This is a genomic window from Candidatus Melainabacteria bacterium (assembly GCA_003963305.1).
GTDB lineage: Bacteria > Cyanobacteriota > Vampirovibrionia > Obscuribacterales > Obscuribacteraceae > PALSA-1081.
Genome location: RXJR01000008.1, coordinates 55676 through 69776 on the forward strand (window position 1 = coordinate 55676; position 14101 = coordinate 69776).

At 56.5% G+C, this 14101-nt stretch carries 12 protein-coding genes and 1 other RNA gene; 3 read left to right on the top strand and 10 right to left on the bottom strand.

The window, feature by feature from the left end; all coding sequences use genetic code 11:
* The first annotated feature begins 10 nt into the window (after positions 1 to 10).
* Together EKK48_09305 and EKK48_09310 are read left to right on the top strand one after the other, a co-directional pair.
* Positions 11 to 1327, top strand: coding sequence for a hypothetical protein (locus EKK48_09305; GenBank protein RTL43088.1), 1317 nt, complete (start codon positions 11 to 13; stop codon positions 1325 to 1327).
* Positions 1328 to 1438: 111 nt separating this feature from the next.
* Positions 1439 to 1819, top strand: a complete 381-nt coding sequence (locus EKK48_09310; protein ID RTL43089.1) for a hypothetical protein — start codon at positions 1439 to 1441, stop codon at positions 1817 to 1819.
* 291 nt (positions 1820 to 2110) lie between these two features.
* Here EKK48_09310 and EKK48_09315 read toward each other — a convergent pair whose 3' ends face one another.
* The 6 genes from EKK48_09315 to EKK48_09340 all read right to left on the bottom strand — a co-directional run bounded on the left by EKK48_09315 (position 2111) and on the right by EKK48_09340 (position 7293).
* The gene (locus EKK48_09315) at positions 2111 to 2449 is read right to left on the bottom strand and encodes a hypothetical protein (GenBank protein RTL43090.1); all 339 of its coding nucleotides are present in this window, start codon (positions 2447 to 2449) and stop codon (positions 2111 to 2113) included.
* A gap of 55 nt (positions 2450 to 2504) precedes the next feature.
* A complete protein-coding gene (gene aceA, locus EKK48_09320) occupies positions 2505 to 3773 on the bottom strand; it encodes an isocitrate lyase (protein ID RTL43091.1) in 1269 nt (422 codons plus the stop codon).
* A gap of 357 nt (positions 3774 to 4130) precedes the next feature.
* Positions 4131 to 4466, bottom strand: a complete 336-nt coding sequence (locus tag EKK48_09325; GenBank protein ID RTL43092.1) for a hypothetical protein — start codon at positions 4464 to 4466, stop codon at positions 4131 to 4133.
* 79 nt (positions 4467 to 4545) lie between these two features.
* The gene (locus EKK48_09330; protein ID RTL43093.1) at positions 4546 to 4908 is read right to left on the bottom strand and encodes a hypothetical protein; all 363 of its coding nucleotides are present in this window, start codon (positions 4906 to 4908) and stop codon (positions 4546 to 4548) included.
* A gap of 397 nt (positions 4909 to 5305) precedes the next feature.
* On the bottom strand, positions 5306 to 5779 hold the full coding sequence (locus tag EKK48_09335) for a hypothetical protein (GenBank protein RTL43094.1): 474 nt from the start codon (positions 5777 to 5779) through the stop codon (positions 5306 to 5308).
* Positions 5780 to 6228: 449 nt separating this feature from the next.
* On the bottom strand, positions 6229 to 7293 hold the full coding sequence (locus EKK48_09340; protein RTL43095.1) for a 30S ribosomal protein S1: 1065 nt from the start codon (positions 7291 to 7293) through the stop codon (positions 6229 to 6231).
* Between the two features lie 339 nt (positions 7294 to 7632).
* On the opposite strand from EKK48_09340, the gene rnpB reads away from it, so the two are divergent.
* Positions 7633 to 7978, top strand: an RNA gene (rnpB, locus tag EKK48_09345) — RNase P RNA component class A.
* 269 nt (positions 7979 to 8247) lie between these two features.
* On the opposite strand, the gene EKK48_09350 is transcribed toward rnpB, so the two are convergent.
* From EKK48_09350 to EKK48_09365, 4 genes are all read right to left on the bottom strand, one after another.
* Complete coding sequence (locus tag EKK48_09350; GenBank protein ID RTL43096.1) at positions 8248 to 8886, bottom strand: tetratricopeptide repeat protein; 639 nt, start codon at positions 8884 to 8886, stop codon at positions 8248 to 8250.
* Positions 8887 to 9295: 409 nt separating this feature from the next.
* Entirely contained in the window at positions 9296 to 10708 is a 1413-nt protein-coding gene (locus tag EKK48_09355; GenBank protein RTL43236.1) for a beta-glucosidase, read from the bottom strand.
* Positions 10709 to 10712: 4 nt separating this feature from the next.
* Positions 10713 to 12575, bottom strand: coding sequence for an ABC transporter ATP-binding protein/permease (locus EKK48_09360; protein RTL43097.1), 1863 nt, complete (start codon positions 12573 to 12575; stop codon positions 10713 to 10715).
* Entirely contained in the window at positions 12487 to 14013 is a 1527-nt protein-coding gene (locus EKK48_09365) for a hypothetical protein (GenBank protein RTL43098.1), read from the bottom strand. The genes EKK48_09360 and EKK48_09365 overlap by 89 nt, the downstream gene beginning before the upstream one ends.
* Positions 14014 to 14101: the final 88 nt, after the last annotated feature.

Consider the following 14101-nt stretch of genomic DNA (forward strand, 5'->3'; position numbering starts at 1 on the left):
GTTGCGCACCATGGACGGTGCGCATTCCGGACAATACGGAATCAACGTTATGAAGGATACAACAAGAAAATGGGCCTGCGCATCGCTAGCAGCGGCCCTGTGCACAACAATGTTTCTTTCCACTCCCGCTCAAGCTCGCCCCCGTAAGCCTTCCCATCTGTCGGTGACTGCACAGTCACATCAGTCGGGCAAGGCTCACGTGCGCGGCAAGACCCGCCGCGCTCGCGCTCCGCGATCGCTGGAAGGGCTCATGGTCGTTGAGGAAAGCACCGGCAAGGTGATAATTTCCAGCAACACCACGGCCCTGTTCAACCCGGCTTCCAATGTCAAAATTCCCACTTCATTGTGGGCGTTGCGCAACTGGGGACCGGACTATCGGTTCACCACCGAAGTACGCACCACTGGCACAGTCAATGCCGACGGTGTTCTCGACGGCGACCTCTACGTCAGTGGTCGCTACATGCTCTTTGGCGAGAAGCAGGCTCGTGAGCTGGCTAAACTGCTGGCTGCACGGGGCATCAAATCTGTCAAAGGCAGCCTCTATGTTTCGCCCGATTTTTCCATGGAACTGCGCACAACGGGCGCGGCTGCAGGCGAAAAATTGCTGGCCATTCTTGACCCGCATCACAAGTCGCCCGCCCTCCGCAGTGAGAGCGGTCTCTTGCCTGACGGTTCTCCGGAAGTGGCCATCACCGGGTCGGTCAAAGTCGGTTCTGCACCTGCTGCGGCTACCTTGCTTGCCACCCACAACGCACCGCCTCTGAAAGACATTCTCAAGATCATGCTCTGTCACTCGGACAACAACATGGCAGAACGCTTCGGCGCCATGCTCGGTGGTCCGGCTGCACTGCGCACGTTTTTGATCAACGCTTTAGGCATTGATGCTGCCGAAGTTCAGCTTTCCTCGACCAGTGGACTTTACGTCAATCGTCTCTCCCCTCGAGCGATGATGACAATTCTGCAGGCGTTCCAAGTTGAACTTAAGAAGCACCAACTGTCGCTCACCGACTTGCTGGCTGTAGCCGGAGTCGATGAAGGAACGTTGAAGAGGCGCTTGAATGGTGCCGGACAGGCAGGCTCCGTCACCGGTAAGACCGGTACTCTGCCTGAAACCGATCGTGGTGTGAGTTCCCTCAGTGGTCAGCTCAACACTACAAGCGAAGGCACTTTTCTCTTTGTGATCTTCCACATGCGTGGCGACGTACATCGTTTCCGCGTGCGTCAAGACACAATAGTCTCGGGCTTCCAGCGAGTTCACAGCGGTCCTCGCGCTTTCATTTACACGCCGATTTTGCCGCGTATTGAAAGCGAAGATTACTGGAACTGACACGTCTACATCATGCACTCAGCCGGTTCAGGACCTCAGCGTCTTGAGCACCGGCTGATTCGCATCACATCTAAGCTCACGTCAAATTGCACTTCGAAAGGAATCTAAGCAATGCTCATCCGTCTCATCCTCAAGACCCTGCTGGTCCTCTTCGCCCTTCCTGCCATGGGGCTGCTCGCTTTCCATGGTGGCGCCGGCGGTGCCGTCGTGGCGGTCATCCTGGTCGCCCTGGCCGGCTTCCTGACCAAGGTCGTGCTCTTCCCGGCGCTCGTCTCGGTCGGTCTGCTCTCGGTCGGAGTCGGCGGTCTTCTGGGCGGTCGCCTCGGCGCCTTCCTGGTCTACTTCGCCATCTCCGCAAGCATCTCCGCCATCGCGCTCTGGCTCGCCTCGAGCATCATGTCGAGCGTCGTCTTGCTCGGCTTCTGGCCGACCATCGGCGCCGGCGCCATGCTCTCGCTCGTGAGCACGCTCTTCCCGTCGTCCGACAATTGATCGTCGGACTGAAGCAGCACTCATTGTGAGTGTTTGCTTCTCAGGTTGATTTCCCGGACGGTCAGCAGGAATGCAGACCGTCCGGGCTTCCAACGAACTCCCGCATATATTCAAGCAACTCAAGCAACTTTCTTTTGTTCAGATTTGGTATCGCCGAATTGTTTTACTTTTCAGGCGTTTTCAACTATTTGATATAGCAGAAAATCTCAAAAAAATGGGAGTGCAGAGTTACCTGCAGGCTCCCATAAGTTAAGACTCTCAGTGCTTTATTACGCGCTCAGTCAGCGCTGTTCAGTCGTGGTGGCGCATGCCGTACTGCTCGTCTTCGGCATGGTTGATGCGCAGCGCTTGCAGACGGGTCTGGCTCGGTTGTGCACCGCTGGCGATGGCGGGAACGACGACGGTGTTCGCGACACCGAGGCAGGTCCCTCCGCTTCTGCACTCGTCGCTCTGACCGAGAGCTTCTTCGACGGCATTGTTCAGTCGCATGTTCGACATTTTAAAATTCCATTCAATCTGTGTGTGTAATGGGTGTGTCTCGTTGCTGTGCGCGCCTTGTGGGAGCGACAGAAGGAGTCCACCGAAAACGGCTTTGTTAGCCGCTTCCGAAAAATTGAGATGCGTGTGCACCCGGGCAGAGGTTTTCTGCTTAAGTGGTGCACACGCCGAACATTTGATGACCGAACTAGTGCTTGAACTGCTCTTCTTCGGTGGAGCCGGCCAGCGCCGTCGTCGACGACTTGCCGCCCGTCACTGCCATGGCCAGCGAGTCGAAGAAGCCGGCGCCGACTTCACGCTGGTGCTTGACGGCGGTGTAGCCCTCAGGCTCGGCAGCGAACTCCTGCTGCTGCAGGCGCGAGTAGGCGGTCATGCCCTCGGCTGCGAAGCCGCGCGCCAGCTCGAAAGCGCTCATGTTGGTGGCGTGCCAGCCGGCCAGGGTGACGAACTGGAACTTGTAGCCCAGGTCACCCAGGTCCTTCATGAACGAAGAGATCTGCTCGTCGCTCAGGTGCGCCTTCCAGTTGAAGGAGGGCGAGCAGTTGTACGAAAGCAGCTTGCCGGGGAACTTCTCGTGGATGGCCGCGGCGAACTTGCGAGCTTGCTCCAGGTCGGGCTTGGAGGTCTCGAACCAGAGCACGTCGACGTAGGGCGCGTAGGCCAGCGCTCGGGCGATGGCCGAGTCGAGCCCGCCCTTGACGCGGAAGTAGCCCTCGTCGGTGCGCTCGCCCGTGATGAAGGGGCGGTCGCGTGGGTCGATGTCGTTGGTGAGCAGCGTGGCGTCGAGCGAGTCGGTGCGCGCGATCAGCACGGTGGGAACGTCGAGGACGTCGGCCGCGAGCCGAGCCGCCTGCAGAGTGCGGATGAATTGCGAGGTGGGCACGAGCACCTTGCCACCCATGTGTCCGCACTTCTTCTCGGAGGCGAGCTGGTCTTCGAAGTGCACGCCGGAGGCGCCCGCTTCGATCATCGACTTCATCAGCTCGTACGCCTGCAGCGGACCGCCGAAGCCGGCTTCCGCGTCGGCGACGATGGGCGCGAAGTAGTCGAGGTCGCCGCCTTCCAGCTTCTGAATCTGACTGGCGCGGGCCAGCGCGCTGTTCAGCTTCTTCACCAGTGCCGGTGCGCTGTTGGACGGGTAGAGGCTCTGGTCGGGGTAGGTCTCGCCGGCCAGGTTGGCGTCGGCAGCCACCTGCCAGCCGCTCAGGTAGATGGCGCGCAGCCCGCCCTTGACGTAGTTGGTCGCCTGGGAGCCGTTCATGGCGCCCAGTGCCGCCACGAAGGGGGAGGTGTGCATCTCGGCCCACAGGCGCTCCGCGCCGCGGCGAGCGATGACGTAGTCGTTCTGCAGGGCGGGGCGCAGCAGTTGAACCTGCTCGGGGGTGTATTCCCGCACGATGCCGGCAAAGCGTTCCGGTACGGCGGGGGCAGCCTTCGGGGAGGTCTTCTGGGTCATATACTTTCCTTGTTGAGTTGTTCGCTTCACAGCGAGGGTCTGTCTTTCATGGAAACGCTGCATGGATCGAACAACCGTTGTGCAGTTGCTCCAGCAACACAGCGCCAGCCATTGCGGATTTTGGCTGATCGCGGCACTGGCGACAGCCGAAACGAGAAAGTTGGAGTGCTTTCCCGCTGAAGATTCGTCTTCCAGTGGAAGCGAATCAGACAAAGCCCTGCACCGAATAGAGTGCAGGGTTGAAGCGGATGTCTCAGGCAAAAGGCAGGCGGCACAAAATCCGCACAGGAGGCAAAAGAGCTACCTCCTGTGCGATTTTTGCGGCCCGAATCAATCGAAGCTTGGTGCCAAGCTTACTCAGTCGAATTTGGTCGACCGGCTCTCGGGCCCGAAGAGCCAGACCAGCCAGGCGAAGAAGAGCATGGTCGTGCACAGTCCGATCACGCTGAAGAGCGCGGTGATGTTGCCCACCTGGTAGATGGAGACCACCGACCAGACGAAACCGAGTACGGCGCCGGTCTTGATGCCGGAGCTGGTGCTCTTGTCGTCGCTGGCGCCGAAGATCCTGGTTCCGACCTGTTGCACGAGCACACCCGTGCTCACCAGACAGCCGACAACAGCGGCTGCGACGACACAGACCGAGAACAGGAAACTGCCCAGGGCGGCGAAAGAGGAAAAGATGGACTGCAGCATGGAAGAAACTCCCATTGGTTCGAGTGAAGCTTGTTGTCGTTCAGCGAGCGCGAGCTCACTGAAAAAAGAGACTTGTGAGTCAGGCGGCGGAGACGAGCGGATGCGAGTCGACCAGCACCGAAACGCGCCTGCCGTCGGGCAGCCGTCCGGTCAGTCGGGTCACGTATTCGCTCAGTACAGCGTCGAGCTCGGGCACGGGCAGGTTGGCTTTGATGCGTGTGCACAGCTCGGTTCGCAGGTCGCCGTTGTAGAGACCGGCGGGCAGTCGACGTTCCATCCCTTCGATGAACTTGTAGTCGACGTCCCTGGGGAAAATGCCGCAATCATCCCTGACTCTGACCTCCTTGACGCCATCGAGTGCCGCTTGAGCGTCGATGCGATAGCGCTGGCGGTGGCTCTCGATCAGGGTCTGATGAGTGATCGGGAAGGTATCAGCGTCCATACAAAAATTCCTGGTTGTTGTGGCAAATTACGTCAGATCGTCTGCGCCTGCAACCACTCAGCAGTCACAGCTGCGTGTTTGAGTGTCATGAGCAGGGAAATCAGTTGGTTCTGAAGGTGGCGGCAGGGAGAGCAGGAAAGATAAGACGTAACTTCGTTCTAACAAACCTGGAGACACCGATGGCGCTAATTTTTGTGAATGACAACTGTGTTACACGGCGCCGATAGTGCGGTGTGGGGCGCTGCCGGGTCTGTACTGTAACCAGAACTTACAATGTAATTGCATGTAAAAATGCGCCATTTTGCCTCACTGCTTCGCGCGAAGGCATGCGGATGCGCTGGTTCGCCACCTTGCGCGAGCAGTTTTTCCGCCCCAGCTGCGCAATTTCGTTCTGTGTCTAGAGAGGTTTGGGCCTGATGCGGTCGAACTCCTCTTCGCTCACAGTCAGCTCCGCTGAGCAATCATGCGTTGCTTTCTTGAGACCTGGCACGCTATCCAGGAATTGCAGCAATCCGTCAAGCGGGAGCCAGACCTGATGTTCAATTCCTTCGATAATCAAGTCGAAGATGAAGCCCGCCTGGAAGCCTGAGACAAAGTCTCCTTCCAGTGTTTTTCTGATGTCGACAAACTCAGTTTCGGCAGTCGAGTAAGGCATGATCGCGTGGAAGACACAGGTTTCGGGAAGCAAGGCTCGACGCAACCTGGTCAGGTCCATGTCGAAGGTGCAAGGCTCACCGTAGCCCAATTCGAAGCTGACCAGCACTTCGTTGGGGGTGCTTGAGTTGTGAGTGAGAGCAAAAATCAGCGCTTCGGGTGCATCGTTCAGGAAGCTGATGCCCTGCAAGTCTGCGGTCATTGTCGAGGAGCTCATGAGATATTTCCTTTCGTCAGCAGTTACGCAACTGAATTACTGCAGTTGCGTCTTTGATAGTTGAGTGAGCGATTGATCCGGAGTTTCGGGAGTGTCTTGAGATGTAAAGGGCGTGTCTCTTGATTGTTAGTGAGAAACTGCGCGTGGTGCAAGATCGAAATCGGCAGCTTCGCTACTTTTTACAAAACTCTTCTTTCAAAGCTCGCGCAACTGGCTCTATGACTGGGTTTTCGTCCGCATTAGTGCACAAGAATGTCCCCTCAAATTCACGAACTATACTCTTGAAATTCACAAATCTGTCCTTGCCATCATATTTGGTGCAGCGGTCGACCTTATATACTAAAGCATATAAAAGAAATTGAATCGAAAACAAGGGCCCGGGCTTCAACCCGGACCCTTGTTTGATCGAGCCTTGCAGTTACTCTGCAAGCGCTGCTGCGCAGCCGCGATCAGTGCTGCTTGGGCAGGCCAACCAGCGTCAGCGAGATGCGGCGCTGCTTCACGTCCACTGATTTGATGCGCACTGAGGTTTCGGCGCCTGCGGTGAAGCTGGCTTTCGCCGCCCCATCCAGCTCCGAATCGTGCAGCAGTCCATCGATGCAGCCCTGCAGGCTGACGAAGACGCCATACGCAGTCACGCTCGCCACCACGCCGCCGGTCACTTGCCCGTACTTGAGCGAGCTCAAGACGGCGCCGATGCGACTGAGGTGCACGGTGCCGTTTTTGGCGTCGGTGCGAAGCACCTCGAGCTCCAGTTCTTCACCGACCTTGACCAGGTCGGCGACGCGAGCGGAGCGACTCTGCGCCAGTTCATTGCGGGGCAGGAGTGCCGTCGTGCCGCCCAGGTCGATGAGCGCTCCTTTCTCATCGCCGAGGATGCGTGCCACCTTGCCTTTGACCAGGGTACCGCACTTGAGAGTGGCGATGAAGTCGCGCTGCTGCTCTTGCACGGCTCGCGCGTGGCTGAGGATGACATCGCCTTTGCGCCCGCTCTGGTTGTCGCAACTCGTCACTTTCACCGGAATGTCGGTGCCGACGAGGTTATTCGGATTGCCGAAGAAGAGCAGTTCGCGCCGCGGAATGAAGCACTTGATACCGTCGATGGTGGCCTGGGCGCCGGCGAAGCTATCGTTGGCACGCGCGCGCGACAGGGCCGTCACATGCGCTTGCGTGGTAGCCTGGCTTTTGACCAGCGCCGTCAGGTTGCTCCAGGCCGCCTGGCGTTGTTCAGTCGAGGCAACGCGCTTGTGGGAGACGGTAAACTCCTCATCGCTGTCTTCTTTCTTGATCACGACGAAGCGCGATTTGTCGCCCACTTTCAGGTCACCGGCTTCGTCGAGTTCGAGGAAGGCATCCGATTTGGTGCGGATGTTGACGATGAATCCGCCCCGCGTCGAGGCCATCACCTCTCCGTCGACGATATCGCCGATTTCCGGGTTGTTGAAGGTGAGCCCGGCGAGCAGAGCTGCGAAGGCTGAGGTGGAAGAATTGTTGGACACTGTGATCGGTTTCATTGGTAATAATGGTTTGTTGATTGTTTGCTGAAACGACCACCTCTCCACGTTGGCGCTAGCATTCTTCAAATTCGAGGCACTTACCTGATTGCTGTGAGCAATCGATAGATTCGACGAGTTGTGAGAAAGGCTTTTGTTTAGTGGGTCGAGTTTTACTGGAACTGGATGTAAAGGTGGTTGTCTCGACCTTAAGTAAGTTGAAGCGCTCAAAGCAATCGACGTCTGGAGCTGGCAGAACCGGTGCAAGCTTCAAGCGGGGATTTAAGGCTCGCGCTAGCGGGCGCTCCTTTTGTGCCGCTAGCTCGCACCAACTCTGTCCGAGCTTCTATAATGGGTTTTGAAGTAACGCAGACTGTCGCGTCCGTTTCGGCGGATGAGGAAAGTCCGGGCACCACAGGGCTGGTTGCTGGGTAACGCCCAGTGCGCGTGAGCGTGAGGATAGTGCCACAGAAATGAAGACCGCCTGACTCGTCAGGTAAGGGTGCAACGGTGCGGTAAAAGCGTCACCAGCAAAGTCGAGAGGCTTTGGCTAGGTAAACCCCGCTGAAGGTGCAAGGCGAAGGTATAGCTCAGAAATTGGTTGCCCGCCAACCTGAGTTGCCGAAGCTGCTAGAGGGTATGGGAAACCATGCTCCCAGAGAGATGACAGTCTAGAACAGAACCCGGCTTATGCGTTGCTTCAATTTTCTCTGAAAAGACAAAAACTCGAGCCATGACTCGAGTTAGAGCACTGAGTGCTTCTGTTTTGTCTGTTCCAAAACCCTTGGGCAAGAGGCAGGAACGATTGGGCAAGCGCTGAAAGTGCAGTTCGTGGCGCTTGCATTGGCTATGAATTCAGTACTTTGGGCAAGAGGCTGAATGCATGTACCATAGCGAACGTTCGTGGAATTATCGTGTCACGTGTTGTCTTCTCGAAAATCCTCCTTCTGTGTTCAACCTTAGACAGCGAATGTCTCAATTTTGTGAAAGAAACTGAATAGTTTTTGTGCATGGATTGCCTGTTCTGTTTCTTTCGCGGACGCAACTTTTATAGTCCTCGATTAATGCCACCATCAGGGCGTCGGTACCCTCCATGAATTGGGAGCGAACCTGCACTGCCTCTAGATAGTGTTTTTCTGCCAGATCGAACCGTTTCATAGCCTGATACAGGAAAGCCGTGTTGTGCAGTGCCGTTGCCAGATCAGCCCGATTTGTAGAGTCCTGGTTTTGTCTGTACAGAGCCAACACTTTCAGGCTCAGTGGCTCGGCTTTTTCGTATTGATGTTGCTGATAGTAGATTTCTGCCAGGAAACTTGTGCTGAAAGCGAGCTGCTGTGCGTTGGTTGAATATTGGATTGATTGTTTGAGCAGCTCTTCGGCTCTTTCATAGTTCTGGACGGCTGCCACTTCTTTCGCTTCGGCCACACATTCAGTCCAGACCTGGTTGAGGTTTGCATGGTCCAATCGCAGAGTCTGCTCGGAGTATTTGGAAGATGTTCTCTGTCTGAATATGCGGGCGTCGACAATTCTCTTGTTGCGAGCCTGTTCGTCTAAATTGGCGGACTGATCGCGTACAACTTGTTGTTTAGCCTGTTGAAGAAGAGAGTTGAACATTGCCTTGATCCGTTTTCATTGTGCCAACGCAGTCACTTTAGACAAGTGGCAGGGAATTGTTCCGGAATGATTTGTGTATTTTTTGGAAATACTGGTTGGCTGCGGCGAGTCCGAATCGTCTTTGAACGGAAGTGTCCAGGGCGTCTGCGTGGACTTCTGGTTGTACTGTTTGTTGTAGTATCTGGCGTGTTTAAAAATTGTCAGACGGTCTGGTCTTCGTTGAAAAACCAGTAATTGACTATATTCATACGATCCGGCAGGCGACCGGAGGACCCTGTGTGAGTCCTCCGTCGACTTTCGATTGCGACATCGGAGCGATGCGCTTCTTTTGGAAATGTCTTAAACCAATGCATCGTTAAAGCAAGTCCATGGTGCCACCGCGTTCGATGGCACCATTGGTAGTTGTGGATCAGTGTTTGGTCAGGTACAGATACGCAATTGTGCAGATGATCAACGCTGCCGCACAAATCACACCAGCAGGTGAGATTCCGCTCTGCCGCCTTGATTCAGCTTCTGCACAAGCGACGGCGTTGTGCTTCGCCGTGCGTGCGAACCACAAACCGCTGTCTTTGATGGTCCGTTTCTGCGTACCATAGTCGACGTGAATCAAGCCGAAGCGCCTGGAAAAACCTTCGGCCCATTCGAAGTTGTCCATCAGGGACCAGGCGAAATAGCCTTTGACGCGTGCACCGTCTTCGATAGCCAGGCGCACTTGCTTGATGTGTTCGCGCAAGTATTCCAGCCGTTTCGCATCATGCACGCGCCCGTCAGCCGAGACGACGTCGTCGTATGCCGCACCATTTTCGGTGACATAGAGCGTCGGATAGTCATACTCTCTGGAGATTCGCGTCAGCAAGGTGCGCAGGGCAGTGGGAGTGACTTCCCATTGCATGTCGGTGTAGTGCGAGCCAGGCAGCGGATGGCTGAAGTTGCTGTTCGAGATGACGTTCCGGAAGTAATAGTTTATGCCCACGTAGTCGATCTTCTCACTGATGATGCTCAGATCATCGGCTGCCAGATCGAATATTTGGGCAGCATTTCCAGCCGGATAGTAACCCTTGAGCAGCGGATCGAGCCATTGTCCGAAGTCCCAGCGCCATGCCTCTTCGCACTTCTGCGCATCTTCAGGATGGAGCGGCTCGGGCGTCGATTGATTGAGCACAATGCCAATTTGCAGTGGGCGCGGAGCCGCCTTTCGCATGGCGATTGTAGCGAGACCGTGCGCCACAAGCAGATTGTGCGCCACCTGTGGTGCCAGTTTCTCATCGGCGATGCCGGGAGCGTGAACGGCCCAGGCATGTCCGAGATAGGCTGAGCACCACGGTTCGTTGAAGGTGGCCCAGAACTTGACGCGATTGCCGAACCGTTCCACCATTTTGGCGGCGTATTCAGCAAACAGGTGACCGACTTCTCGGTTCGCCCAACCGCCTTCGTCTTGCAGGGCTTGCGGCAGATCCCAGTGGTAGAGCGTGATGAAGGGCTCCATTCCCCGGGCTATGACAGCGTCAATCAGCTTGTCGTAGAACTCGAGCCCTTTCTCGTTGAACTGACCGCGCCCTGAGGGTTGCACGCGCGGCCAGGAAATCGAGAATCGATAGGCGCCCAGGTTGAGCTTCCTGGCCAGTGCGATATCGGCTTCATAGCGCACGTAGTGATCGCAAGCGATGTCACCATTTTCGTTGTTCTTGACTCGACCGGGTGTGTGACTGAAGCGATCCCAGATTGACTCGCCCTTGCCGTCGGCAAAGGGCGAGCCCTCGATCTGATAGGCGGAAGTACCGGTGCCCCAGACGAAACCGTCTGGGAATCTACATCGTTCCAGTTTGCTAGTAGTGTTCATCGCATTCTCCTGGTGCCATCAAGCAGATGGGGCGGGCGTGCAGCAGCGGAATCTTGGGGAATTCGCGATACTGCTTGGCGGGATATACTCTCCAGGTGCCGTCGTCGAGCAGTTCGAGCACCTGGTCGTGATACTGGGCCAGTTGGGAAGGCTGACCAACCGAGATGACGGTGCTTCCCAGCGTGCCGAGAATGGCGTAGAGGAGCGCAGTCTCACCCGGTTCCACCGCATAGGTGATCTCGTCGGCAATCACACACTCGCGTTTGCCCAGCACTACTCGTGCCAGAACAAGCCTGTGAACCTCGCTTTTCGTGAGCAGAACTTTCCAGTTTTGTTCGCTATCGAGACCACCGGACATATCAAAGACATGTCCGAGTTTGACAGATTGCAGCACTTGTTTGACGCGAGTCTCGTCGACGCCTTCCGGAACGCTGAGGAATTGCCGCAGCGAGCAGTCAGGCAGGTACGGGTCTTGAGGCAGGAACATCGTGTTTTCGAACGAGTTGCGCTGCAGATGCCCACTGCCAGCGGTCCAGAAGCCGGCCATGACTCGCACGAGCGCCGAGGTCTGAGCCGGATGCGGTCCTGTGACAAGCAGGCTGGAGCCAGCCGGAATGCGCAGATTGAGCGCATCGACGATGGGATGCTGCGGGTTCGGTCCAAATACGCTGACGTCATTGAAGACGATTTCTTTGCCTTCAGTGACTTCAATGTGCGGTTCTGTGGGCACTTTCTGAGCATTGATATCATCGATCGCTTCGATGAATCCGCCCAGTCGATTGATGTTGGCGGCAAAGCCGCTGATGCCTGCGAACTGACCGATGAGCAGAGTCGAGCCGTTGAAGATAGCAGCAAAAGCGATGCCGGCTTCAGCAATTTTGCCGAACTCGATTTCCCCATTGAAGTAATAGGGAGCCATGATTGCCATCGGAATTAGTGGCATGAGCAAGTTGTAGCAGGTTGTGAACAGTTGAATATTTCTGTTCACGGCCGCCACTCGAAGCAGAATGTCGATGACGTTTTTGAGCGCCGATCGAGCCTGAGCAAAGGCGATTGGTTCACCCTTGCAGAAAGCAATCGACTCGGCCTCGGCCCGGGCGCTGGCAACTTTGAAGCGCAGATCGGCTTCGTTTTTTGTCTGCTGGAAAGCGAGCCAGACAAGACTTTTGCCGATCAACACTGCAATTACCGAGCCGGCCGCAGCGTAACCAAGCACGGTGCCGGTCAGCGTTCTGGAGATGATCCACAGCACGCCGATGAAGCTGAGCACTTTGAAGAGAGAATCGATGATTGAAATCGACAGGCCGATAGCGGAGTTGCAGAACGTATCGACGTCCTGCGTCATGCGTTGATCCGGATTGTCGATTTCGGTGTTGAGCGTCAGCTTGCGATGGGCCTGGTTCTCGTAGTACCTGCGAAACAGGTCGGTGGAGAGCCAGCTGCGCCATAGCAAAGCCAGTCGCGTGCGCAAGTAACCGTAAAAGACTTGCACAGGAGTCTGCAGTACAAGCAGCCCGACGTACAACGCCAGGTACTTGTAGAAGTCTTCGGTCGCCTTCAATTGCAGTGCGTTCGAGAACTTGCCCGCAGTATGGCCGATGTAGATAGCCATTGCGGTGTCCGTGCACAGCAACGCCAAGACGGCTCCCAGGTGCCCGAGTGCGATCAGTCGCTTCTCAGACGCCCAGAACGGTTTGCCAATCTTGTACAGACGTTTCCACGGAAGACCTTTCTGAATTTGTGTGATTGGAACACTCCATTCAGTGCCACACCAGTGTGGTGAGGGAATTGGGCTCGAGATCAACTTTCGCTTGCCACGAGTCCAGTTCGAGTGAGATTGTCTTTGCAGTGCCCGAGTTTGTCAGCACGACAACATTGCTGCCATCAGGGTTTTTGAAGGCCACGTGGGTGAGGTCTTTGCACTCTCCCAGTGACTGAAAACGACGTGCACCACGCCGAATGAATTTGGAGAACTGTGAGAGCGCCCAGAACTGGCCGCTGTAAGAAATCTCGTTCGTCGTCGAATTGATGGTGACCAATCCGCCGCAATTGAACGGTCCGATGTTTGGTTTGCCAGACTCGTCGAGAGCCAGGTTCCACCCCGTCAGACCACGGCACCAGTTGCGCAGGTAGCGAGTGAAAGACTGCCCCCACATCGCCCAGTCTTTGCCGTAGTTCGGATCGTCGAAGCCCGGTCCGCCCTCGGTCCAGTAGGCGTCCACGTCGGGGTGTGCGTCATGAACCAGGCTGGCTTTGGCTGGGTCGCCGACGTAGCCGTGCCAGGCGATGGCACGACAGTATTTCTTCAGCTCCCACTCTTCGAGCGTCGCCAGGGCGCGGCCCCAGAGGTTGAAGTTGTGGTCGATCATCCAGATCTGTGTTTTCTCACCGGACTTTTCCAGCAGCGGACCGAGATGATAGCGCACGAAGTCGACTTCGTATTCCTGCGGCCATGAGCATTGCGGCATGTTGCCGTCCTGGTCGGTGTCGACCTCGTTCTGCACCGTGAGGGCAGAGACCGGCACACCTGCTTGCTTGTAAGCTTGCAGGAACTTGAGCAGGTACTGCGCGTAGTGCGGCATCCATCGGCGCTGCATGTTGCCGCCGAGCAGGGAGCGATTGGACTTCATCCAGGCCGGCGGGCTCCAGGGCGAAGAGAAAATGAACATCTCCGGGTTTTGCTGCATCGCCTCTTTCACCATGGGCACGATGTACTTGAGGTCATGGGCGATGGAAAAGTTCTTCAAGTCATGGTCTGCAGGATCGTCGGCGTAGCTGTAGGCGTGCGTCGAGTAGTCGCTGGAGCCGATGCAGGTGCGACAGAGATTGAGACCCGTCTGCGAAGGATGGAACAGCTCGTAGAAGAGCTTGGCGCGCGCCTCTTCAGACAGGCGGTTGAAGTTGTAGCAGGCAGCGTCCGTGAAGGCCGCGCCGAAGCCGACGATCTCCTGGAATGTGGTCGTCGGGTTGAGCACGATAGTTTCGCCGGGTGAAGCTGCGCCTGAGCGGTTCCATCGCACAGGGGCTGCAGACGCCAGGCGCTTGTCGTCGCTGGTGATAGTGACTGACACAACACCGGGCTGAGTCGATGTGTGCAGGGGAGGCAAAGTCACAGCCAGTGGCTCTGCCTGGGCAGAGGTCCGCTGGCTCTTACTTCGTCGTCGGTAGGCGTAGATGGCGCCGGCAACTGCGGCGCAGAAGAGCGCTTTCAGTTTGAAACGCATGAGAGCTCCGTTTGTCTGGAGGTTTGATGGAAGGCGGCGCACGACCTGCGAGCGCACTCGCATGGATCCGAGGTGGAGAAGGTTATTTACTGCGGGAAGAGGTTGCTCGGACGACGCCTTGAAAGATAGAACTAGAAGAAACAGTGTTATT

Coding starts and splice junctions, on each gene's coding strand:
- EKK48_09305 (RTL43088.1), top strand. CDS start 11: ATGGACGGTGCGCATTCCGGACAATACGGAATCAACGTTATGAAGGAT.
- EKK48_09310 (RTL43089.1), top strand. CDS start 1,439: ATGCTCATCCGTCTCATCCTCAAGACCCTGCTGGTCCTCTTCGCCCTT.
- aceA (RTL43091.1), bottom strand. CDS start 3,773: ATGACCCAGAAGACCTCCCCGAAGGCTGCCCCCGCCGTACCGGAACGC.
- EKK48_09325 (RTL43092.1), bottom strand. CDS start 4,466: ATGCTGCAGTCCATCTTTTCCTCTTTCGCCGCCCTGGGCAGTTTCCTG.
- EKK48_09330 (RTL43093.1), bottom strand. CDS start 4,908: ATGGACGCTGATACCTTCCCGATCACTCATCAGACCCTGATCGAGAGC.
- EKK48_09335 (RTL43094.1), bottom strand. CDS start 5,779: ATGAGCTCCTCGACAATGACCGCAGACTTGCAGGGCATCAGCTTCCTG.
- EKK48_09340 (RTL43095.1), bottom strand. CDS start 7,293: ATGAAACCGATCACAGTGTCCAACAATTCTTCCACCTCAGCCTTCGCA.
- EKK48_09350 (RTL43096.1), bottom strand. CDS start 8,886: ATGTTCAACTCTCTTCTTCAACAGGCTAAACAACAAGTTGTACGCGAT.
- EKK48_09365 (RTL43098.1), bottom strand. CDS start 14,013: ATGCGAGTGCGCTCGCAGGTCGTGCGCCGCCTTCCATCAAACCTCCAG.